Origin of the sequence: Sphingomonas astragali, assembly GCF_051400615.1 — a bacterium.
In the GTDB taxonomy this organism is placed as follows: Bacteria; Pseudomonadota; Alphaproteobacteria; order Sphingomonadales; family Sphingomonadaceae; genus Sphingomonas.
Genome location: NZ_JBLFFH010000001.1, coordinates 285,946 through 307,849 on the forward strand (window position 1 = coordinate 285,946; position 21,904 = coordinate 307,849).

Genomic DNA, 21,904 nt, shown 5'->3' on the forward strand with positions numbered 1-21,904 from the left:
GGCTAGCGGCACGCCCGTCGCCCCATCGCGCCGCGCCTCGCCTGGTCGAGGTGGAGATGGTCGCGATGGGCGGCGTTGTAGTCGGGCGACAGCACTGTCGCGAACAGCTCGCACGCCCCGTCGCGAACCTCGTGCAGGAATCGAGATTTCTCTCCCCCGCCCGCCCAGTCCTTCAGCACGCTGACTCGCGTGCCGTCGGCGAGCACGAAGCCGGCAACGTCGAGCGCGTTGGCGCGGGCGTGCTCGCTCCAGTCGCCGGTGCTGCGGCCGTACATGCGGCGGCAGTTGTAGCTGCCGAGATGCTCAATCCGCACCACGCGCGACTGGAAACGGCGCTGTGCGGCGGGCTGAAGCACGTTCCATTCGAACATCGCCAGCCCCGCCGCCACCGGACAGGACACGCCGAGCCGCTCGGGCGAGAAGGCGATCTGCTGCGATCCGCCGTCCGGCCGAACGCCGTCGCTGTAGCCGCACTCCCCGTCCGCTATCGGCGCCAGCGGCGTGAAGCGCACGCCGGCCTTGTCGAGCAGCGCCCGGCATTCGGCGAAATCGTCGCCGAGCGCGGCCAGCTTGTCTCCGGTGAAGATGCCCGGCGTCTCCGCAAGGTCGAGCTTCGTCCAGGGCAGGTCCTGCGGACGCGCCCTCATCAGCGCGTAAAGCGCGAACACGAGGACAAGCAGCACGGAGGCATTCTTGACCGTCCACCACAGCTTCCACAGCGGCTTCCGGAACTTGTTCATGCGCGCCGGGCGCGGGTCAGCCGCTCGGCGGTGACCGGATAGCCGAGATCGTCCGGGATGCAGAGATGCTCGGCGCCGTCCCGTACCTCGACGTGCGGGGTGATCGTCCGCACCGGATGCGCACGGGCATCGGCGACCGCATCGTCGAAGCTGCCGAACAGCGCGAGCCGCTCGAGGTTGCGGCGGGTAGGGAAGATGATCGTCGCGCCGCCGGCGTCGGCGTCCTCCAGCACATCGCGAGCCGTGGCCCAGAACAGGCGGGTGTTCTCGGTCGCGTCGACGCTCGGCTCCGCGCCCTCGGGCGCGCGGGCCAGATAGAAGCGCGTGTCGAAGATGCGATGCGTGACGCCGAGCGGCAGCCATCGCGCGAACGGCACCAGCCGCTCGAGCGCGAGCCCTGCTCCTGCCCTTTCGAGCACCTCGCCGAAAGCCGTCCCGCCGTGAAGCGCCGTTCGCATCTCCAGCAGCGCAGCTCCGTCCGGCACCGGTTCGAGCGCCGGCGCGATCCCCGCTTCCTCGATCGCCTCGCGCACCGCCGCGATCCGTGCCGCGGCGTCTTCGGGATCATCGGCACCGACGACCTCCGCCAGCGCCCGGTCGCCGGGGTCGACCCGTCCGCCCGGAAATACCAGCGCCCCGCCGGCGAAGGACATCGCCGCCGACCGCTCCAGCATCAGCAGCTCGGGCGCGCCGTCGCGGCGGTCGCGCATCACGACGACGGTGGCGGCGGGGATGATCGTTTCGGGCTGATCGGCCATGCCCCTCGATCTAGGGCGGCCATCGACCAGCGGCAATCAGCGCACCGGTGGTGCCGGCGCGACCACCGGCTCGGCCGGCGCGGCCTCCGCCTGGACCGGCAACGGCACCTTCACGGGCGCGGCCGTACCGAACTGCCTGATCTCGATCGCAACCTCTCCGCCCGGATTTTCGCGCAACGGAAGCGTCATCGCGATGCGGCCGTCGTCCGCCGTCGTCCAGGCGATCGACAGCGGCGGCGAACCGCCCGACCGCAGGGCAATGCTCTCGACGCAGGCAGGAGCAGGCCCGCTCAGCATCACCTTGTTGTCGCGCCCCACCACCAGCGGCGCGCCGTCTCCGGCGCTCCATCCGGTGTCGCCGGGGAATTGAAGATCGAATTGCGGCCCGTCGAACGAATCGAACCCCCAGAAGCCGTGAAGGCTGGCAGTGACCGCGCCCTTCGGCGCGCCGGCAGGAATCGCCTTTGCCCAGACATAGCCGCCGAGGTCCGGACGCGCCTTGACCGGTAGATCGACGGTGCGGCCCGAAGCGGCGGCGAACCGCACCTTCATGTCGCGCGCATAGCCGGTCGAATAGATCAGCGGCGCGCCTTCGACGGGAAGGACCATGTTCGGCCGGGTGGCGCAGATCGGACGTTCGGCCGCGTTGTGCAGCTGCGGCGGGCGATCCGGCCCGATCGCGGGCATCGAGACGACCATCACCGACTTGGGCTTGGCGAACGACGGCGCCGCGTTGAGGAGCAGCGAGACGCGATCGCCCTGCCGCAGGCTCAGCGTCGGGAGATAGCCGAACTGCGGATTGCTGAACGCGCCGAACACCCGGGCGATGTCGCGGACGACGCCGATGTAGGGGCTGTAATAGCCGAGACCGCCCTCGCGCGTGTAGCTGAGCTGCAGGGCGAGATCGGTCGGCGCGCCGACCAGCGTCTCGCTCAGCGAGCTGGTGTGGACGTCGGCGAGGATCAGCGAATCGCGGTTTTCCAACAGGCAGGCCGCCTGCTGCTCGATCACCTGGGCGAGGCAGTCGGCGTTGAGCTTCATCGACAGGCTGCGCGCGAGCCTGGGAGCGATGCTCCTCAGATATTCGGGATGCGTATCCTCCTGCGCGCGGATCGCCGCCATGAAGACGTTGAGGCGCGAGCGGTCGAGCGACGCCTGGTTGAGGTCCTGCGTCGCCCGGACGAACTCGCCGGGTCGTCCGCGCACCGCATCGGTGATGGTGTCGGATGCTCCACCGGTCTCCGGGACCAGGAACAGGACCAGCTGCCTCGCCCCCTCCGGCACCGTCAGGGCAAGCCGCTTGTCCCTGGCCTTGCGCTTCCAGGTCTCGGCGGTGTCGATCCAGCCCTTGGGCGGCGGATTGGTCGCGCCGCTGAGAAAGGCGGACAGCAGCAGGAAGCGGGCGCGCTGGTCCTCCGGCAGGTCGGCGGCGATCGTCAGCTTGTCCCCTTCCGCCAGGCTAGGCACCTCCCCGATCGGCAGCGTGACGCCGTCGCGTGTGACGGAAATGCTGAGCGCCGGCCCCGGCAGGTCGAACGGTGCCGGGTCCGCGGCGGGCAACGGCGACAGGGCAAGAGGCGCCAACAGCAACGCGGCGGTGATGGCGAAGCCCTTGGGCATCGACCGTCTTCTACGCAAAACCATGCAGTTTTAATGCTCGATCGCCGCTCAGGATCAAGCCCGCCGTGCCCAGACGTGCCGATGCGCGGTCGGGAGCGGGTCAGATGGCAGGGATAAAATCGTGGAAATTCAATCGGGAGCGATGGTGGAGCTGAGGGGAATCGAACCCCTGACCTCTGCAGTGCGATTGCAGCGCTCTCCCATCTGAGCTACAGCCCCGCACTCCCGGCCCCGCCCGGCCGCGGGCCGTCGGGAGGCGCTCCCTTAGCGGCATGGTTCGGGCGATGCAACGCCCATCATTCACGCTTTTCTCGACGCCCTCCCGCCCCGTTTCGTCGACCCGCACGCTCCCGAAGGCGGAACATTCGCTTCCGTCGTTCTTTGATTCCGACGGAGGAGCGGCCGCCTCGTGCGCGGCGCGCATCCCAAGGCACCGGTTCCAAGGAAGGATGCAGGACATGGTGGACGATCGTTTCCGCAACGACGATTTCACGAGGGGCTACAATCGCCGCGAAGACCAGGATTACGGCCGCGACTACGGCTCCGGCCGCGACTACAGCTATTCCAGCGCGCGCAATTACGAGGCTGCCGGCATGATCGGCGACGACCGCAACTTCCGCAGCGGCGGCACCGGCTATGGCGGCGGCTATAGCGCGCCTTACGAACGGCCGAGCAATTATGGCGGGCGCGAGAGCTATGGCCGCGACTATGGCGGGCGGGACTATTATGGCGGTCGCGACGTCGGCGGCGGCTGGGACCTTGGCTATCGCGGCCAGGGCTATGGCCAGCAGAGCTTCGGCGGCGACTATCGCGGCAGCTACGCCCACGACGGTCGTCGCTTCGCCGAAACCGGGCGCGGCTATGAGCGCGACGATCGCGGTTCCCGCGGGGATCGGGACGATTGGCGTCGCCGGGGCTATCGCGACTCACCCGAGGGCTACAACTACGACGACCGCGGCTTCATGGCGCGTGCCGGCGACGAGATCCGCTCCTGGTTCGGCGACGAGGATGCCGAACGCCGGCGCGAGCTCGACCAGCGGTACGACGAGCGCATGGGCTATGGTATGCGCGGGCAGAATTGGGGGAGCTACGGCCATCCCGACCGCGACTATCATAGCTGGCGTCGCTCGCAGATCGATGCGCTCGACCGCGACTATGACGAATATCGCCGGGAGAACGCGCGCCGGTTCGAGAGCGAGTTCGGCACCTGGCGCTCACGGCGGCAAACGCAGCGCAGCGCGTTGCAGCGGGTCGAGGAGCATATGGAGGTGGTCGGCTCCGACGGCGAGCATGTCGGCACCGTGGACCGCGTCCGCGGCGATCGCATCATCCTGACCAAGAGCGATGCCGATGCAGGCGGCCGCCACCACTCGATCCCGTCGAGCTGGATCCAGTCGGTCGACGACAAGGTGACGATCATCAAGTCCGCGGAGGAAGCGAAGACGCAATGGCGCGACGAGGAACGATCGAGCGCCTTCTTCGGATCGGAGCGCGAGCGCGATCGTGACAGCGACGAGGGCAAGACCGACCTCAACCGGAGCTTCTCCGGCACCTATTGAGCCGGCCGGGCGTCCGCCCGACGGTGCGATCGAAACGCCCGGGCCGTGGCGCCCGGGCGTTTTCGCATCAAGGGCTTGCAGAGCAAGCGCGTCGATCATACCCATACTTCGAAAAAATTGAATGGGAGAGTGACGATGCCCCGTGCCTGGACCCTCGAACGCCGCCCTCAGGGTCTGCCGCAAGCCGGCGACTTCGCGCTCAGGGAGATCGATCCGCCTGCACTCGGTGAGGGCGAGATCCGCGTGCGCAACCTGTGGCTGTCGGTCGACCCGTACATGCGCGGCCGGATGAGCGACGCGAAGAGCTATGCCGCGCCCTATGCGCTCGGCGAACCGATGACCGGCGGCGCGGTCGGCGAGATAGTCGAGAGCCGCGCCGAAGGCTTCGCGCCGGGCGATCTCGTCCAGCACATGCGCGGCTGGCGCGAGGAGGCGGCGCTGCCCGCGGGCGAAGCGCAGAAGCTGCCGACGCTCGACGTGCCGCCGCAGGCGTTCCTCGGGCAGCTCGGGATGCCGGGCATGACCGCCTATTTCGGCCTGCTCGACGTGGCGGACGCCAAGCCGGGCGAGACGGTGTTCGTCTCCGCCGCGGCGGGCGCAGTCGGATCGACCGTCGTCCAGATCGCCAAGGCCAAGGGGATGACGGTGATCGGCTCGGCGGGCGGGGCGGAGAAATGCGACTGGGTGCGCTCGCTCGGCGCCGACCAGGTGATCGACTACAAGGCCGGGCCGGTGCTGGACGGGCTGCGCGCGGCGGCGAGCGACGGCATCGACGTCTATTTCGACAATGTCGGCGCGGACCATCTCGATGCCGCGCTCGCCGCCGCGCGGCTCCATGCCCGCTTCGCGATCTGCGGGATGATCGATATCTACAACAGCGCCGAGCCGACGAGGCTGCGCCACCTCGCCCGCGTGATCGCCGCGCGCATCCGCATCGCCGGCTTCCTGGTCTTCGACCATATGCACCGCGCGGACGAGTTCTACCGCGACATGGGAGCGATGCTCGCCACCGGACAGCTCAAGCGCGAGGAGACGGTGGTGGACGGGATCGAGGCGATGCCCGGTGCCTTCCTCGGCCTGTTCAGCGGTGCCAACACCGGCAAGATGCTGGTGCGCCTCTGAGAGGCGACGACAGGCGACGGAAACCCGCGGAAATCCGTCGAAGGTCACGAAAGTCACGGGTAGATCGGCCGCGATCCGGACGGGCGGCTCCGGTATCGGATCGCCCGAAAATGTTGACTAAATTGACTCGGGGCAGTGTTTGCGAGCCCGACGCTCGGAAAGCGGCGCGGACGCGGCAGGTAGGCGACGCCGATGCAGCGGGGACGCGGCAGTGACGCGACAGCGGCGCGCCAGGGATGCGGCAGCGGTGTGACGCGGGATGGAATCGACGGGATCAAAGAGCGGACCGGCGCCTTGCGCGGCTCGGGCCAGACGAGCCAAGCAGGCGAAATCCTACATTGCAAGAGAGCGAGAGGCGGCCATCCGGGTTCCGGATCAAGCCTGGCGTATCGAGCGCGCCGTCTAGCGGCCCAAGTTACGGGAACAAAGCTCCTCCCCGGCACGGAGAGGGGGACCAAGACGAGTAGCGGCTTGGTGGAGGGGGCCCTCGTCCTGGCGATTCGCTTGCGGCCCGCCCCCTCCACCACTGCCTTCGGCAGCGGTCCCCCTCCCCGTACCGGGGAGGAGCTTTGTTCCCCCTAGTCGATCGACCCGCTGAACGTGTCGCACTGTGCCGGGTCGCCGGTCTCCAGCCCGTGGCGGAGCCAGCGCATACGTTCGTCCGAGCTGCCGTGAGTGAAGCTGTCGGGCACCACCGTCCCCTGCGCCTGCCGCTGGAGCGTGTCGTCGCCGATCGCGCGGGCGGCGGTCATGCCCTCCTCGATGTCGCCGGGCTCCAGGCGGCCGCTCTGCTTGGCCCAGACGCCGGCGTAGCAATCCGCCTGCAGCTCGAGCCGCACCGAGAGCTGGTTGCCCTGCACGCGCCCGGCACGCTGCTGCGCCTGCTGCACCTGCTGCGAGGTGCCCGTCAGCGTCTGGATGTGATGACCGACCTCGTGCGCGATCACATAGGCCTCGGCGAAATCGCCCTTGGCGCCGAAGCGGTTCTGGAGCTCGTCGAAGAAGCTGGTGTCGAGGTACACGCCCTGATCGGGCGGGCAGTAGAAGGGACCCGCCGCCGAGCTTGCCGCTCCGCAACCCGACTGGGTTCCGCCCTGATAGAAATTGAGCGTCGGCGGCTGGTAGCGCTGCCCGCTCGCGGCGAAGAGCTTGCCCCACACCTGCTCGGTGCTGGCGAGCACGCGGCAGGAGAACAGCCGCTCGGCCGTATTGCAGACCTTGGCGCCGGTACCGCCTGCGGTCGACGGGCCCTGCTGCGTCGGTGCGAGCGAGCTTCCGCCACCGCTGAGCAAGCCGCCGCCTCCCCCGCTCATCATCAGATAGACGACGCCGACGACCACCAGCAGGCCGATCGTGCCGCAGCCCATGCGCCGTCCCAGCAGCAACGGCAGCAGGCCGAGGAGCGGAAAGCCGCCGCCTCCGCCCCTGCCGCCGGACCCCAGATCACGGACGTTTTCGCTAGGATCGAGATCGTCGAGCCGCATCGCCCGGCCTCCCCTGATTGCCTGTGGCCAATGAATGCGCCGGGATGGCCGCGGTTGCAATCGCTTCCCTTCGCCGCAAACGCGACCGGATTTCATTTGCCCCGACTCGCTGCACTGCGGCATGAGGATGGCGATGGCCGATGCCGAGTCCCAGGCGAAACGCCCGACCCGCTCGCGGGCGGCGCTGCCGTTGCCGGAATGCGTGGCACTGGTGCTCCAGGGCGGCGGCGCGCTCGGCAGCTATCAGGCCGGCGTGATCGAGGCGCTGGGCGAGGCCGACGTCGAGATCGACTGGGTCGCCGGCATCTCGATCGGCGCGGTCAACGCCGCGATCGTCGCCGGCAATCCGCCCGAGCGGCGGCTCGAGCGCCTCCAGGCCTTTTGGGACACCGCGACCTCGGCGTTGCCGAGCTTCCCCATCTATCCGCAGGACCAGGTCCGCGAGTTCGTCCACGAATGGTCGGCGGGCGCGGTGATGCTGATGGGCGTGCCGGGCTTCTTCGCGCCGCGCCCCGTCCCGCCGATGTTCGCGACGCCAGGCACACCGGAGGCGCTCAGCTTCTACGATTCGGCGCCGCTCGCGAAGACGCTCGACGCGCTGGTCGACTGGGACCTGCTCAACACCGGGCCGGTGCGGCTGTCGGTCGGCGCCGTCGACGTCGAGAGCGGCAACTTCCGCTATTTCGACACCACCACCGACCGCATCGACGCGCGCCATGTCATGGCATCCGGCGCGCTGCCGCCGGGCCTGCCGCCGGTCGAGATCGACGGGCGCTGGTATTGGGACGGCGGACTGGTCTCCAACACGCCGCTGACGCATGTGCTGGACCACCAGAGCTGCGACACGCTGGTGTTCCAGGTCGACCTGTTCTCCGCGACGGCGGAGATGCCGCGCACCATCCTCGACGTCGCGGCGCGCGAGAAGGAGATCCGCTTCTCCAGCCGCACCCGCGCCATTTCCGACGAGCGGCTGAAGCTGCGCAAGGAGCGCGAGGCGATCCGCAAGATGCTCGCCAAGCTGCCCCCGGACCTGTGCGAGATGCCGGAGATCCGCAGGCTCGCCGACGAGGCCGACGAATGGCCGGTCAACGTCGTCCACCTGATCTACCGCGCCAATGCCTGGGAAGGCGGCGCGCGCGATTTCGAATTCTCGGCGCGAACGATGCGCGAGCATTGGACCGCCGGCCGCGCCGCGGTGAACGAGTCGATCGCCAACGCGCAGTTGGTCGCCAGCAACATCCTCGACGGCAGGACCGCCGCTTTCGACCTCACCCGCCGCTAAGCCAGGAGTATCGCATGTTCCTCAAGGGCAAGACCGCTCTCGTCACCGGTTCCACCTCGGGCATCGGCCTCGCCTATGCCAAGGCGTTCGCGGCGGAGGGCGCGGCGGTGGTGATCAACGGCTTCGGCGACGCCGCGGCGATCGAGGCCGAACGCGCCAAGCTCGCCGAGGCGAGCGGCGCGGGCGCGCTCTACGACGCCGCCGACATGACCCAGCCCGACCAGATCGCGGCGATGGTCCGGCGCTGCCACGACGAGCTCGGCGGCCCCGACATCGTCGTGATCAACGCCGGCATCCAGCACGTCTCGCCGATCGAGGACTTCCCGATCGACAAATGGGATGCGATCATCGCGATCAACCTGTCCTCCGCCTTCCACGTCATGCGCGCCGCGGTGCCGCACATGAAGGAGCGGAAATGGGGCCGCATCATCTCGACCGCCTCGGCGCACAGCCTGGTCGCCAGCCCCAACAAGTCGGCCTATGTCGCCGCCAAGCACGGCATCGCCGGCCTCACCAAGACAGTGGCGCTGGAGACGGCGACGTTCGGGATCACGGTCAACGCGATCTCGCCGGGCTATGTCTGGACCCCGCTGGTCGAGAACCAGATCCCCGACACGATGAAGACGCGCGGCCTGACGCGCGAGCAGGTGATCAAAGACGTGCTGCTCGAGGCGCAGCCGACCAAGGAGTTCGTCCAGCCCGATCAGGTCGCCGCGCTCGCGCTGTTCCTGTGCCGCGACGAGGCGGCGCAGATCACCGGCGCCAACCTCACCGTCGACGGCGGCTGGACCGCCGAATAGAGGCGCTTGGCAGCGGCGCCGCGGACGGGCACAGTCGCTCCCGATGCGCAGCCTCCCCGCCCTGCTCGCCTGTTCGCTGCTCGCCGCCTGCGCGGGCAAGGCGGAGGAGGTCTGCACGACCGCCGAGCCGATCCATGCGAACTGGCGCACGGTCGCCACCGATGCCGACCGCGACCGGCTGCGGCGCTGGCGCGATGCGTGGATCGAGGCGCTCGCCAAGGTCCGCGGCGCCGGCAAGGGTGCGGAGATCGCCGCCGGCGGCGCGCTGTTCGAGCCCGACCTGGCGCTCACCGGGGCGATGCCGCCGGCAGGGGACTATCGATGCCGCACGTTCAAGCTTGGCGCCAGGGCCGGATCCGCTGCCGCGGAATTCACGGCCTATCCCTGGTCGCAATGCCGGATCGAGGCGGAGGGCGAAGTTCTGAGCTTCCGCAAGAGCGACGGTCCGCAGCGCCCGATCGGCCGCATCTATCGCGACGGCAACGCGCGCGCGATCTTCCTCGGTACGCTGATGCTTGGCGACGAAACGGTGCAAATCCAATATGGCCGCGACGATGCACGCGACATGGTTGGTGTGGTCGAGCGCATCGGCGACCGCCGCTGGCGGGTCGCCCTGCCCTATCCGGCTTATGAATCGATCCTGGACGTCGTGGAGCTGGTGCCAGCCAGGTTAGGTTCGGATTGAAGCAGTCGCGCTCCTGCGAAGGCAGGAGCTCAGGCCGCAGGAGTGGCGAATCCCTGCCATCACATGATGACAGTGGAAGGGGGCGGCGGACCTTGCCGCCCCGGAGATTGCGTCAGGCATCCTCCTGCCGCGCCTGCTCTTCCTCTTCGCTGTAGCCCGACGACTTGGGCGGTTCGTGGCTATGGATCGGCTGGGTCGAGGCGGGCGGATCGCTCGCGTCCATCGACTCGTCGAGCGCGCGGTCAAGCCGTGCCTCGCGGCTGTCGGGACGGCGTCGGAGCCGCTCCTCGATCGACTCGTCATGGCCGGCGTCCCGCTTCTGCCCCGGCGCCTTGGCGGCGTCCGGCGCTGCCGACGTCTTCTTGTCGAGCTTGTCCTTCACCTCGTTCACGGCCTCTCTCCTGGCGTTTCAGAAGAGAAACGAACGGCGGCGGCGGCGCGTTCCGACGCCCGGCCGCGGAAATGAAAAGGCCCGGCGAGTTTCCCCGCCGGGCCGAAGGTGGTTCCGTTCCCGTTTCCGTCAGTTGCGGCTGCTGCCGAACAGGCGGAGGATGAACAGGAACATGTTGATGAAGTCGAGGTAGAGGTTGAGCGCGCCGAGGATCGCGGTCTTGCCGGCCATCTCGGTGCCCTGCACCTGGAAGTAGAGGCTCTTGATCTTCTGCGTGTCATAGGCGGTGAGGCCCGCGAACAGCAGCACGCCGATCGCGCTGATCACCAGTCCCATCGTGCCCGACTGCAGGAACAGGTTCACCAGGCTCGCCACGATCAGGCCGACCAGGCCCATGATCAGGAAGGTCCCGAACGGCGCCAGGTCGCGCTTGGTCGTGTAGCCGTAGAGGCTGAGGCCGGCGAACGCCGCCGCGGTCGCGAAGAAGGCGCCCGCGATCGAGGTGTTGGTATAGGCCAGGAACACCGTCGACAGCGACAGGCCCATCACCACCGCGAAGGCCCAGAACAGCAGGCTCATCGTGCTCGTCGCCATGCGGTTCGCGCCGAAGCTCAGCGCGAACACGAAGCCGAGCGGCGCCAGCATGATCACCCAGGCGAGCGGGGTCGCCATCACCGTGGCGGCCGCGCCCGAATAGGCGAAGACCAGCGCGACGATGCCCGTCAGCAGCACGCCCGAGGCCATGCGGTTGTAAACCGACAGCATGTAGGACCGGAGCCCCTCGTCATACGCGCCGGCGCGCGCGGCGGCCGGCGCGAAGTTCGCGGCGCCCATCCGGGGGTCAGACCAGTTTGCCATTTTCAAACAGCTCCTTTGCCCGGCAATGTGCCGGATGCGCTGAATATCGCCCTTGGCGGGGCCGCTTTCAAGCGAAACCGGGATCGCTTCCGCGCTTGGCAACATTTAGACACAAATCATGCATCGGCTTTTCGTCGGATTGAGGCCGCCCGGGACGGTGCGCGACAGGCTGCTCCGGGCGATGGGCGGCATCCCCGGCGCGCGCTGGCAGGAGGACGATCAGCTCCACATCACCTTGCGCTTCATCGGCGAGGTCGACCGGCCGCAGGCGGACGATATCGCCACGGCGCTGGGTACGATTCATGCGCCGCCGCTGGACCTGACGGTCTCCGGGGTCGGCGCGTTCGACAGGCGCGGACGGATCAACGCGCTGTGGGCGGGTATCCGGCCGCACGAGGCGATCACCGCGCTTCATCACAAGGTCGACGCGGCGCTGGTCCGCGCCGGCTGCGCGCCCGAGCGCCGCGCCTATCTGCCGCACGTCACGCTGGCGCGGCTGAACGTCCAGCGCGAGGCGGTCGAGCGCTTCCTCGGCGATCAGGCAGGCCTCGCCGGCCCGCCCTTTACCCTAGACCATTTCCTGCTGTTCGAAAGCCACCTCGGCCGCAGCCGGGCTGCCTACGAGCCGGTCGCACGCTACCCGCTCGCGGGTTAGGCGCGGCGGAACACGCCGCAGGCGAGGCGCGCGCCGCTGTTGCCCGACGGATCGGTCTTGAGATCGTCCGCCGCGGCATGGATCACCAGCGCCGCGCCGTCGGCATCGAGCATCCCGTCGAGCGTTCCCGACGGCAGCATGATCGTCAGGCTGCCGCGGCCATCCGCCCCGACCGTCAGGTTCGGCATGTCGCCCGCATGAGGCCCCTGCGGATTTTCGGTGCCGTGCATCTTGCCCGCCGGATTCCAGTGCGCGCCGGCGGTGGTGAAATCGGGCGGATCGCAACGGCCGACGGTGTGGACGTGGATGCCGTGCACGCCGGGCGGCAGCGCGCGCGCCTCGACGCTGAGGTGGATCATGCCGCCGTGCTCGGTGGCGACCGCGCGTCCGACCGGCGTACCCTTCGCATCGGCGAGATCCGCGACCGCCGAACCGGCCGCAGGCGCCGCGGCTTCGGCCGACGTCGTCCCCTGGTTTGCGCATCCCGCCGCGATCAGCAACGCGGCCGCCGCCAGCATCCTGGTCATCGCCATCTCTCCCTTGTTCCACCGCAGAAATGGTCCGGCAGGACGGAGGTTCCGGCCGGATGCCGGCTTCTGTGCCGGCACGGGACGCCTGGCAAGAAAAAAAGCCCCGACCGGAGCCGGGGCTTCTGTCCTTTAACGGATAGCGTGAGGCTTAGCCGTTCACGCCGGTACCGCCGTCGTTGCCGCCCCAATGGCCGACCGAAAGCCAGTCCCACACACCGCGCGCCGGGCGCTGCATCTTCTTCATCGCTCAGCTCCCTGAAGAGTCTTTCTGTGCCGTCACGGGACGACACGCAAGGGAGCTTCTACCAAAGCGGCGACTTGTTTACAATATATTTACCATTTCCGGAATCTTAATTTGGGACATCAGCCGGCATTTGATTTGCGGTCCTCCAACAGCAGTTTGGTCAAATTCATTAGTTTCATCGGCCGTCCGATCAGATAGCCTTGCGCGCGGTCGCAGCCGAGTTTCGTCAGCGCGGCGAGAACTTCATGGTTCTCAACCCCTTCCGCAACGACGCTCCTACCCAATGAGTGCGCCAGTTCGATCGTCGAGCGCACCATCACGCGGTCGCTGGCATTGCGGTCCAGCGCCGCGATGAAGCTGCGGTCGATCTTCACCTCGGTGGCGGGAATCCGCTTGAAATACTCGAGCGTCGAGAAGCCCGTGCCATAATCGTCGATCGACACGTTGATTCCGAGCGAGCCGATTTCCTCCAACGTGCGAATCGACGCGCGGCCGCTCGCCATGGCGGCCGATTCCGTCACTTCCAGCGTCAGGCGCTCCGGAGCGAGATGCGATTCGCCGAGCAGCCTGCGGACGAGCGCTACCAATCCCGGCTTTTCGAGCAATCGCGCCGAGACGTTGACGGCGACATCGAGCTCCACGCCGCGCACTGCGAACGAGGCTGCGGTCTTGATCGCGTCGGACAGGACGAACTCGGTGAGCTTGTCGATGCGATGGTGCTGCTCGGCGGCGAGCACGAATTCCTGCGGACTGACCTCGCCCTTTTCCGGATGCGACCAGCGCACCAGCGCCTCGACCCCCACGATCCGTCCTGTCGAAAGATCGAGCTGCGGCTGATAGGCGACCCAGATCTCGCCGCTGTCGATCGCAGCATCGAGCCGCCCGAGCAGCGACAGCTTCCATTCGGCGTCGGCGAGTTTCGCAGGATCGTAAGCCTTCCAGCGCAACCCTTCGGCCGCCGCCTCATCCGCCGCGACGAGCGTGGCGGCGATTCGATTGGCTAGGCTACGGTCATTCCCTGCGTCAACGCCGAAAGTGACGGCGAGGTCGACTGCACGGCCATCGAGCAGAGCCGGGCTGCGGAACAGCGCGTGAAGCGCGTCCAACTGGTCGGCGCCGGCGATTTCAGCGTTGGAAACCCAGACGAAGATCCCCTCGTCCCCCTGGTAGATGCGCGCGCCCCTGGCCCCGAGCGCTAATCGCGCGACAATCTGATTGATCAGCGCACGCTCGCTCTCGGGCGGAAGAGCCGAGCTGATTTCAGCGTAGTTGCGCACCCGCGCGGCAACCAGCACCGCGCTGCCCGGCACGTTCTCCCCGCGCAGCGCATTAAGATTCGGAAGACCGGATAGAGCATTGATGTTTCCGCGAACTTTGTACGAATTGCGAAATCTCGCCCAAGCCTGGCTTACCACGACGATCCCGATCAGCAGGGCGGCCGGGATGACTTGCAGGAAGATCAGATTGCTCTCTGCCACGTAGGGCACGACAGTGATGCCGAGCACTGCAGCGGCCAGTGCGCAGCGGCCGATCCAACGCCGTCGGGCAAACAAATAGGTCGCGATGAAGAGGGCGCTACCGCCAAGTGGCAGCAACCAGCCGAGATCGATCGGACGCCCCTCTTTGAGCGTTTCCCCGCCGAGGGCCTGGATGAAACCGCCGTTCACCTGTCCCTTGCCGGGGACATAATAGACATCTCCCATCTCCTGGGATGCAATGGCGATGAGGACCTCCTTGCCGCGGAGTCTCGAAAGCGCTGGCGAGCCGGTCAAGATTTCGGCGGCGCTGACAGTCGGGATAAGGTTGAGATCGATCGCATAATCGATCGGGAACTGGACATCCGGACTGCCCTGCACGTCTGCGATGGCCGCAGCGATCGAAGGCGTCTCGCTGCCTTGCAGATAGCTGGCGTACGGCAGTGTCGGAATCGACATTATGCCGGTGTAGCGGGCGTTGGCACTGACGACCCTGCTCACCGTACGGAACAGCGGGATCGGCAGCTTCTCCGTAACGCCGCCGACACGCTTTTTTGCGCCTAACGCAGCGAGATAAACATTGCCCGAGCGCTTCATCGCATCGGCGAAAACGCGATCCTCGACCGAATCGCCCGGTGCATTGAAGAAGACATCGAAGAATATCCGCTTTGCGCCCGCGGCGTTCAGTCGATCCACCAATTCAGCATGACGCGTCCGCGGCCAAGGCCATCTTCCCACCTGCTCGAGGCTACGATCGTCGATCGTAACGACCACGATATCCCCCGACGGGGGATGCGTTCGCGCGGCATTGCGAGCCATCCGATAGTATTCCTCGAGCGGCAAGCCGAGGCCGAGGATGCCGGTGATCAGGCCCGCAAGAGCAGCCCACAGCAGGATTTTCGCTGGGTTCAACGAGTGCGCCGGCCCCCTCCCAGGGACAGCCAAACGGCTCCGCGGCTTCGCAAGCGGCAAGATGCGGCCAAAGATCACCCAACGGAGCTAGCGCACTTTGGTTAACAAAGCTTGCCCGCCGGTCCGACAACAGGAGGAATCAGCGCATCGAGGACAGGTGCTATTCGGCCTAGAGCGTCACCAGATTGTTGAGGTTGATGATCGGCAGCAGGATCGCGAGCACCATCAGCAGCACCATGCCGCCCATCAGCAGCAGCACCATCGGTTCCACCAGCGCGACCAGCGTCGACACCAGCGCGTCGAGTTCGCGTTCGAGTTCCGAGGAGGCGCGGCCGAGCGCCGGGGCGAGCTTGCCCGAACTCTCGCCGCTCGCGACCAGCGCGGTCAGCATCGTCGGGAAGACATTGGCCTCGCTCATCGCCGCGCGGAGGCTGAGGCCCTCGCGCACCCGCATCGCGACGTTGAACGCACGCGCGCGCACCCAGCGGTTGGGGGTGACCGCGGCGGCCGCCTGGAGCGCCTCGACCAGCGGCACCGCGCTTTCGACCAACGTCGCCAGGCTGCCGGCGAAGCGCGCGGCATTGTGCTGGCGCACGAAACGGCGGAACGGACGGCGCTCGACGAAGAAGCGGTCGAGCTTCAGGCGGTTGGCGGGAACGCTCGCCCAGCGGCCGAACACGAGCGCCGCGATCAGGATCGCGAGGCCGAGCCACAAGCCGTAATGCTGGAGGAAGCTGGAGATCGCGATCAGCGCGCGGGTCAGGAACGGCAGGTCGGCGCCGCGCGAGACGAACACGCGGACGATGTCCGGCACGACATAGATCATCAGCATTACGATCACGCCGACCGACACCACCGCGAGCAAGGCCGGATAGAGCAGCGCGAGCTGGAGCTTCTGTCCATTGGCCTGACGCGTCTCGACGAAGTTGGCGAGGTGGTTGAGGACGTGCGCGAGCCGTCCCGAGCTTTCGCCCGCCGCGACCGAGGCGCGGTAGAATTCCGGAAATGCCCTGGGGTGATTGCCGAGCGCCGACGCGAAGCTGCGCCCGTCGAGGATGGCGCCGCGCACGTCGAGCAGCAGCGAGCTCACCGCGCCCGATTCGGACTGGGTGGCGACGAGGCGGAGCGCCTCCTCGATGGGGATATCCGAGCCGACCAGCGTCGCGATCTGGCGGGTGAGCGTGGCGAGCTGGCGCGATGTGATGCCCCTGCGCAGCCGCGGCAGGCGGAGCTCGCCGAAACTCGCGCGACGTTGCGCGGCGGGCTCGACCGACAGCGGCAGCAACGCCTGCTCGCGCAGCAGCGCGCGGGCGGCGACGGGGGACGAGGCTTCGACGATGCCCTTGCGGGTGGTGCCCCTGCGGTCGGCGGCCTTGTAGGCGTAGGCGGGCATCGGTCAGCCCCTGCCCCCGGCGTCACCCCGGACTTGTTCCGGGGTCCACCGCGCCACCGCATACCGTCCTCCACGAGGAGGGGTGGATGCCGGAACAAGTCCGGCATGACGGTTAGGAGCGGACATTACCCCTCCTCGCGCGTCACCCGCGCGACCTCCTCGACCGTGGTGACGCCGGCGCGGACCTTGGCGACGCCGTCGTCGAGCAGCGACGGGTTCTTCCTGCGCGCCTCCTTCTCGAGCTTGGCTTCGGAGGCGCCGTCGTGGATCATCGCCTGCAGCGTCTCGTCGACCGCCACCACCTCGTAGATGCCGGCGCGGCCGCGATAACCCTCGCCGTGGCAATGGTCGCAGCCGCCCGCGCGCCAGATCGGCTTGCCGGGCTTGAGCTCGCCGCCGAGCAGGCGCGAGTCGGCCTCGGTCGCGACGTCCTGCCAGCGGCAGTCGGGGCACAGCCGCCGCACCAGCCGCTGCGCCGCCAGCCCCACCAGCATCGGCGCGAGCAGGTAGCGCTCGACGCCCATGTCGATCAGGCGCGTGACCGACCCGATCGCGCTGTTGGTGTGCAGCGTCGACAGCACGAAATGGCCGGTCATCGCCGATCGCACCGCGACCTCCGCGGTCTCGTGGTCGCGGATCTCGCCGACCATGATCACGTCGGGGTCCTGGCGCAGGATCGCGCGCAGGCCGCGGGCGAAGGTCATGTCGGTGCGCGGGTTGACCTGGGTCTGGGCGACGCCGGGCAGCTCGTATTCGATCGGATCCTCGACCGTCATGATGTTGCGCTTGCGGTCGTTGAGGCGGGTGAGCGCGGCGTAGAGCGTCGTCGTCTTGCCCGATCCGGTCGGGCCGGTGACGAGCAGGATGCCGTGCGGCCGGTCGAGCAGGCGGGTGAACACCTGCTGGTCGCGCTCGCTCATGCCGAGCCCGGCGAGGTCGAGCTTGAGCGAGCCCTTCTCGAGCAGGCGCATCACCACCCGCTCGCCATGCTGGGTCGGGATGGTCGACACGCGCGCGTCGACGTCGTGGCCGCCGATGCGCAGGGTCACGCGGCCGTCCTGCGGCACGCGCTTCTCGGCGATGTCGAGCTTGGCCATCACCTTGATGCGGCTGACCAGCAGCGGCGCCAGCGCGCGCTGCGGCTCGACGATGTCGCGCAGCACGCCGTCGATGCGGAAGCGGACCACCAGCCGCTTCTCGGTGGTCTCGACATGGACGTCGGAGGCGCCTTCCTTGATCGCCTCCAGCAGCAGCGCGTTGATCAGGCGGATGACCGGCGAATCGTCGCGGGAGTCGAGCAGGTCGTCGACCGCGGCGGCCGAATCGGCGAGCGCGGCGAGGTCGGTCGCGTCCATCTCGAACTCGGCGGCCTGCGCGGCGCCCTCGCCGTAGGTGCGCGACAGCTCGGCGGCGAACGCCTCCTCCGTGACGGGGACGAAATCGGTCCAGGGGGCGATGCGCTGCACCTCCAGGATCGCGTCGAGCGAGGCGTCGGGGCGGTGGAGGCACACCATGCCGCCCGGATCGGCCTGAAGCAGCACGCCGTTGCGGCGCGCGAAGGCGTAGGGGAGCCGCGGCGGTGCGGCGACCAGCGTGTCGGTCATCCGCGGAACTCCACCGTCGCACTGACCATGCCGGGCGCAGGGCGCTTGCGGATGTCGACGCGCGTGACCGACAGGTTGCTGGTGCGGGCGATGTCGGCGAGCCAGTTCATCACCGCATCATAGCCGCCCTCCGCGACCGTCGCACGCACGCCGCCCGGCATGGGCTCGATCTGCGCGGTCAGGTTGAAGCTGTTCGCCGATGCGGTGACGACGTTTGCAGGCGGGCCGATGCGCGGCGGCGGGCCGGGATTGGAGTTGAGCGCGCCGGCGGCGCGGATGCGCGCCTTGAGCGTGTCATAGGTGCGGATGTCGGCCAGCGCCTGGGCGCGGGCGGCCTGCAAGGGCTTCACCACGCCGTAGATCAGGACCAGCAGCGCCAGCACGATGCCGAGCCCGCCGACCATGATCCGCTCGCGTCGGCTGAGGCCGGCCCACCAGCCGGCCAAGCGCGCGGCGATCGGCGATTCGGCGAGGCGCAACGCGGTCATGCCGCCTCCGCGGTGATACGGATACCGTCCCCCTGCGTCGCGACCTTCGCCTCGACGCCTGCCTCGCGCAACGCGGCGTTGATGCGGGTGGCAAGCGCAGGATCGGTCGAGTCGATCGCCATGATGAAGACACCGTCGGCCAGGCTCATCGCCTTGACCGGGACCGTGCCGCCGAGCGGGGCCAGTGCGGTCGAGATGCGCGCCGCCACCGGCAGGAAGGGATCGGCGCCCCCTGCCCCCGCGCCGGCCGGCGGCAGCATGTCGGCGACGGTGCCGGCAAGGTCGTCGCCGGCGAGGTTCGCGCCCGGCGCCGTGGCGGCGACAAGCGTCTTGAGGTCGTCGGCACGGCGGTCGGCGATGCGCTGGAGCATCAGCGTGTCGGCGGCGGCGATCCCGGTGTGCGCAACCAGACCGAGCCCGAGGATCATCGCCAGACGCCGACCGAAGCCCGGCACCGTGCCGCGGCGGCGGGCGTAGGGACCCTGCCGGAGATCGAGCGCGGGATCGAGCACGCGGCGCGCGAGCGGCTCGGCAGGAATGCCGCCGGTGCCGCCCGCCATCTCCTCCGGCAGCGGCGCACCATAAGCCATCGCGCGGGGGCGCCCGGCCGCCTCCCAGGCGGTGCGCAGCATCGGAGCCGGAATGGCGAAGCCGGTGCCGTCGCCCGCGCGCACCACCGCCCGGATGGTGCCGAGATCGACCGCCCATTCGCCGTCGCCCGGCCGCGGCAGCGCGAGCGCGTCGGGCACCAGCGCGGCATGATCGAGCCGGGCGTCCTCGAGTCGCGCGATCCACTCCGCCATGCGGTCGTGCCGGACCACGCCGACCAGGAAGCGCTTCGGCGCGATTTCCGCACCCAACGCCAGATGCACGCTTTCGATCGGTTCGGCGATCAGGTCCTCGACGGCAAAGGGCAGCGCCGCCAGCCGCCTGGCGCGTCCGGCGACCGGCAGGTCGACGGCGACCAGCCGCACCGCCTCGGTCGGGACTAGCACGGTGGCGGGTCCGTCCTCGTCGGCGGCGGTCAGCGCATCGCCGTCGAGCGTCCAGACTCCGGCGGGTCCGCCGCCCCTGTCGGACGAGCGCGCGCGGGCGCTGGCGTTTTCCCACGCTTCCGCTGTAATGGATGTGTCACGGGCGAGGGCCATGGGACCGCGAATGCGCATTGTTTTCCGACAGTTTCGTGACACCGTGGCAGCGCTTGCCGCCGCCCGCAAGGTGCGAGTGCCCCGCGAGGGCGAGGCGGGCGTGACCCTGGTCGAGATGATCGTGGTGCTGGTGATCATCGCGCTGATCGCCGCGCTGATCGTCCCCAACGTCATCAACCGGCCCGACCAGGCCCGCGTCACCACCGCGACCACGGACCTGCGCACCATCGCCGCCGCGCTCAAGATGTACCGGCTCGACAACGGTGACTATCCGACCACCGCGCAGGGGCTGAAGGCGCTGGCGGAGAAGCCGGTCACCCCGCCGCTCCCGCAGGCCTGGTCGCCCGAGGGCTATCTGCCCGAGGTGCCGGTCGATCCCTGGGGGCATCCCTATGTCTATGAGTCGCCCGCGCCCGGCGGATTCCGGCTGATGTCGCTCGGCAAGGACGGCAAGCCGGGCGGCGAGGGGCTCGACGCGGATATCGTGGGGAAGAAGTGAGGTTGGGTGTCTCCAGTTCCTCCTATTCCTCCCCGAGCGAGCTCGGGGAGGAATTGGGCATGACCCTCGTCGAGGTGCTGATCGTCCTCGTGATCATCGGCATCGCGGCGAGTGCCGTGTCGCTGAGCGTCGGCGCCGCCACCCGTGCCCCTTCGGTCGAGAGCGAGGCACGGCGGTTCGCGCTCCGGCTGCAGGCGGCGGCGGACGACGCGATGCTGGGAGACCGCATGGTCGCGCTCACCGCCGACAAGGGCGGCTACGGCTTCGCCAAGGTCGACGCCGACGGCGCCATCCCCGGCGGCCGGCCGGAGATCGACCCGCACCGGCTGCCCGGCGGCATCACCATGACGCTCTCCGCCGCGCCGCCGCTGGTGCTGGGGCTCGACGGCGCGGCCAAGCCGCTGGTCGCCACCGTCACCAGCGGACGGCAGCGCTGGATCGTCCGCTATGACGGCCTCACCGCCGTCGCCATGCCGGCGGCGCCCTCATGACGCGCGCGGGGGGGACCGGCGACGAAGGCTTCTCGCTGATCGAGGCGCTGGTCGCGCTCGTGGTGCTCGCGATCGCCGCGGTGGGGCTGATCGGCGCGGTCGAGCAGCATATCGATTCGACCCGCGCGATGGAGCGCCGCGCCGCCGCCATGTGGGTGGCGGAGAACCGGATGGCCGAGCTGGCGCTCGGCGTCACCGGCGGCGACCAGGTGGCGATGCTGGGACGGAACTGGCAGGTCGGCGTGACGCGCACCGCCACCGACGATCCCGAGATCGCCAAGGTGCGGGTGCAGGTGCTCGCTGCTGGCGAGAAGGCTCCGTCGGCGGTGCTGGACGGCTTCCTCGACCTAGGGCCGCGGGAGGCGCGGCGCTCATGATTCCGGGCCGCTTTCAGCTCACCCCCTATCGCGTCAAGCTCGCGCTCGACGTACTGACGGGGCTGGTGATCGTCTCGGTAGCCTTCGCGCTGGCCGGCCTCACCTGGCGGCTCGCCGGCCACGCCGGGACCGGCGCGGTGAGCGTGCCGGTGACCGCCCGCCTCGCCCCGCCGCCGCCCGACCTTGCGCTGGCGCTCGCGTTCGCGCCGTTCGGCCGCGGCGCTCCCGGCGACGGAGCGGTGCCGACGACGCTCCAGATCGAGCTCAAGGGGCTGGTGTTCGCACGGCCGGCCGAGCTCGCCAGCGCCTTCATCGCCGCCGGCAGCGAGACCAAGGCGTATCGCGTCGGCGAGAACGTTGCCGGAGCCGTCATCGAAACGATCGAGCCCAAGCGCGTGCTGCTGCGCAACAACGGCCGGCTCGAATCGCTCGCCTTTCCCGATCCGCTGGCCCAGGCGAGTCCGACGCCGGCGCCCTCGTCCCCAGTCCCCGGCGGGGCGCCGCTGGCCGCGACTCCCGCACCGCCGCCCGCCCCGCCTTCCGCCGCGTCGCTGATGCAGCGGCTCGACGCGCGGCCGGTCTCCGGCGGCTATCAGATCGGCGAGGGCGCCCCGCCCGGACTCCAGGCCGGCGACGTCGTCCAGCTCGTCAACGGCACGCCGCTCGCCAATCCCGACACCGCCCGCGACGCCTTCCTGAAGGCGCAGCAGGAGGGCACCGCCCAGATCCAGGTCCTTCGCGACGGCAAGCGGCTGACGCTCACCGTCCCCATCCGTTAGGAAGCATCCC

The 21,904-nt window shown here is 69.0% G+C and carries 21 protein-coding genes, 1 tRNA gene and 1 pseudogene; 10 read left to right on the forward strand and 13 right to left on the reverse strand.

Translation table 11 applies throughout. From position 1 onward, the window contains the following. Window positions 1–2: 2 nt before the first annotated feature. The 4 genes and pseudogenes from ACMGER_RS01505 to ACMGER_RS01520 all read right to left on the reverse strand — a co-directional run bounded on the left by ACMGER_RS01505 (window position 3) and on the right by ACMGER_RS01520 (window position 3,337). Entirely contained in the window at window positions 3–740 is a 738-nt protein-coding gene (locus ACMGER_RS01505; protein ID WP_436810358.1) for an extensin-like domain-containing protein, read from the reverse strand. Further along, window positions 737–1,498, reverse strand: coding sequence for an NUDIX hydrolase (locus ACMGER_RS01510; protein WP_436810359.1), 762 nt, complete (start codon window positions 1,496–1,498; stop codon window positions 737–739). The genes ACMGER_RS01505 and ACMGER_RS01510 overlap by 4 nt, the downstream gene beginning before the upstream one ends. A 78-nt stretch (window positions 1,499–1,576) precedes the next feature. Beyond that, window positions 1,577–3,142 (reverse strand): annotated as a pseudogene (locus ACMGER_RS01515) (hypothetical protein); the annotation flags it as partial. Between the two features lie 119 nt (window positions 3,143–3,261). Further along, window positions 3,262–3,337 (reverse strand) — tRNA-Ala (locus tag ACMGER_RS01520). A gap of 239 nt (window positions 3,338–3,576) precedes the next feature. Between ACMGER_RS01520 and ACMGER_RS01525 the strand changes: the two genes are divergently transcribed. Together ACMGER_RS01525 and ACMGER_RS01530 are read left to right on the forward strand one after the other, a co-directional pair. Beyond that, the gene (locus tag ACMGER_RS01525) at window positions 3,577–4,677 is read left to right on the forward strand and encodes a DUF2171 domain-containing protein (RefSeq protein ID WP_436810360.1); all 1,101 of its coding nucleotides are present in this window, start codon (window positions 3,577–3,579) and stop codon (window positions 4,675–4,677) included. A gap of 135 nt (window positions 4,678–4,812) precedes the next feature. Next, entirely contained in the window at window positions 4,813–5,799 is a 987-nt protein-coding gene (locus tag ACMGER_RS01530) for an NADP-dependent oxidoreductase (RefSeq protein ID WP_436810361.1), read from the forward strand. A 578-nt stretch (window positions 5,800–6,377) separates the two neighbouring features. Here the strand turns inward: ACMGER_RS01530 and ypfJ are convergent. Further along, window positions 6,378–7,283 (reverse strand): KPN_02809 family neutral zinc metallopeptidase, encoded by a 906-nt coding sequence (ypfJ, locus tag ACMGER_RS01535; protein ID WP_436810362.1) that lies wholly within the window; start codon window positions 7,281–7,283, stop codon window positions 6,378–6,380. A 133-nt stretch (window positions 7,284–7,416) separates the two neighbouring features. Between ypfJ and ACMGER_RS01540 the strand changes: the two genes are divergently transcribed. From ACMGER_RS01540 to ACMGER_RS01550, 3 genes are read left to right on the forward strand one after another with little or no spacing between them, the layout of a single operon-like run. Further along, complete coding sequence (locus tag ACMGER_RS01540) at window positions 7,417–8,565, forward strand: patatin-like phospholipase family protein (protein WP_436810363.1); 1,149 nt, start codon at window positions 7,417–7,419, stop codon at window positions 8,563–8,565. A gap of 14 nt (window positions 8,566–8,579) precedes the next feature. After that, window positions 8,580–9,365: a 3-hydroxybutyrate dehydrogenase gene (locus tag ACMGER_RS01545; protein WP_436810364.1), complete on the forward strand. Its 786-nt coding sequence runs from the start codon at window positions 8,580–8,582 to the stop codon at window positions 9,363–9,365. A gap of 43 nt (window positions 9,366–9,408) precedes the next feature. Then, the gene (locus ACMGER_RS01550) at window positions 9,409–10,050 is read left to right on the forward strand and encodes a DUF4893 domain-containing protein (RefSeq protein ID WP_436810365.1); all 642 of its coding nucleotides are present in this window, start codon (window positions 9,409–9,411) and stop codon (window positions 10,048–10,050) included. Between the two features lie 112 nt (window positions 10,051–10,162). On the opposite strand, the gene ACMGER_RS01555 is transcribed toward ACMGER_RS01550, so the two are convergent. Both ACMGER_RS01555 and ACMGER_RS01560 read right to left on the reverse strand, forming a co-directional pair. Continuing rightward, entirely contained in the window at window positions 10,163–10,441 is a 279-nt protein-coding gene (locus tag ACMGER_RS01555; protein ID WP_436810366.1) for a hypothetical protein, read from the reverse strand. Between the two features lie 129 nt (window positions 10,442–10,570). Continuing rightward, a complete protein-coding gene (locus tag ACMGER_RS01560; protein WP_436810367.1) occupies window positions 10,571–11,299 on the reverse strand; it encodes a Bax inhibitor-1/YccA family protein in 729 nt (242 codons plus the stop codon). A gap of 118 nt (window positions 11,300–11,417) precedes the next feature. On the opposite strand from ACMGER_RS01560, the gene thpR reads away from it, so the two are divergent. Next, the gene (gene thpR, locus ACMGER_RS01565) at window positions 11,418–11,954 is read left to right on the forward strand and encodes an RNA 2',3'-cyclic phosphodiesterase (protein WP_436810368.1); all 537 of its coding nucleotides are present in this window, start codon (window positions 11,418–11,420) and stop codon (window positions 11,952–11,954) included. Here the strand turns inward: thpR and ACMGER_RS01570 are convergent. The 6 genes from ACMGER_RS01570 to gspL form a co-directional block, all read right to left on the reverse strand. Continuing rightward, window positions 11,951–12,481: a superoxide dismutase family protein gene (locus ACMGER_RS01570; RefSeq protein ID WP_436810369.1), complete on the reverse strand. Its 531-nt coding sequence runs from the start codon at window positions 12,479–12,481 to the stop codon at window positions 11,951–11,953. The genes thpR and ACMGER_RS01570 overlap by 4 nt on opposite strands. Before the next feature lie 366 nt (window positions 12,482–12,847). Then, a complete protein-coding gene (locus tag ACMGER_RS01575; RefSeq protein WP_436810370.1) occupies window positions 12,848–15,115 on the reverse strand; it encodes an EAL domain-containing protein in 2,268 nt (755 codons plus the stop codon). 169 nt (window positions 15,116–15,284) lie between these two features. Continuing rightward, a complete protein-coding gene (locus tag ACMGER_RS01580; protein ID WP_436810371.1) occupies window positions 15,285–16,508 on the reverse strand; it encodes a type II secretion system F family protein in 1,224 nt (407 codons plus the stop codon). 125 nt (window positions 16,509–16,633) lie between these two features. Next, on the reverse strand, window positions 16,634–18,112 hold the full coding sequence (gspE, locus tag ACMGER_RS01585; RefSeq protein ID WP_436810372.1) for a type II secretion system ATPase GspE: 1,479 nt from the start codon (window positions 18,110–18,112) through the stop codon (window positions 16,634–16,636). Further along, on the reverse strand, window positions 18,109–18,600 hold the full coding sequence (locus ACMGER_RS01590) for a type II secretion system protein M (protein ID WP_436810373.1): 492 nt from the start codon (window positions 18,598–18,600) through the stop codon (window positions 18,109–18,111). Before ACMGER_RS01590 ends, gspE begins: the two co-directional genes overlap by 4 nt. Beyond that, the gene (gspL, locus tag ACMGER_RS01595; RefSeq protein WP_436810374.1) at window positions 18,597–19,748 is read right to left on the reverse strand and encodes a type II secretion system protein GspL; all 1,152 of its coding nucleotides are present in this window, start codon (window positions 19,746–19,748) and stop codon (window positions 18,597–18,599) included. Before gspL ends, ACMGER_RS01590 begins: the two co-directional genes overlap by 4 nt. A 10-nt stretch (window positions 19,749–19,758) precedes the next feature. On the opposite strand from gspL, the gene gspG reads away from it, so the two are divergent. Genes gspG through ACMGER_RS01615 form a run of 4 tightly spaced genes read left to right on the forward strand, consistent with a single transcriptional unit; the run spans window position 19,759 to window position 21,894 of the window. Beyond that, window positions 19,759–20,247 (forward strand): type II secretion system major pseudopilin GspG, encoded by a 489-nt coding sequence (gene gspG / locus ACMGER_RS01600; RefSeq protein ID WP_436810375.1) that lies wholly within the window; start codon window positions 19,759–19,761, stop codon window positions 20,245–20,247. Between the two features lie 59 nt (window positions 20,248–20,306). Further along, window positions 20,307–20,738, forward strand: coding sequence for a prepilin-type N-terminal cleavage/methylation domain-containing protein (locus ACMGER_RS01605; protein WP_436810376.1), 432 nt, complete (start codon window positions 20,307–20,309; stop codon window positions 20,736–20,738). Beyond that, window positions 20,735–21,115, forward strand: a complete 381-nt coding sequence (gspI, locus tag ACMGER_RS01610; RefSeq protein WP_436810377.1) for a type II secretion system minor pseudopilin GspI — start codon at window positions 20,735–20,737, stop codon at window positions 21,113–21,115. The genes ACMGER_RS01605 and gspI overlap by 4 nt, the downstream gene beginning before the upstream one ends. Next, the gene (locus ACMGER_RS01615) at window positions 21,112–21,894 is read left to right on the forward strand and encodes a type II secretion system protein N (RefSeq protein ID WP_436810378.1); all 783 of its coding nucleotides are present in this window, start codon (window positions 21,112–21,114) and stop codon (window positions 21,892–21,894) included. Before gspI ends, ACMGER_RS01615 begins: the two co-directional genes overlap by 4 nt. Window positions 21,895–21,904 lie beyond the last annotated feature (10 nt).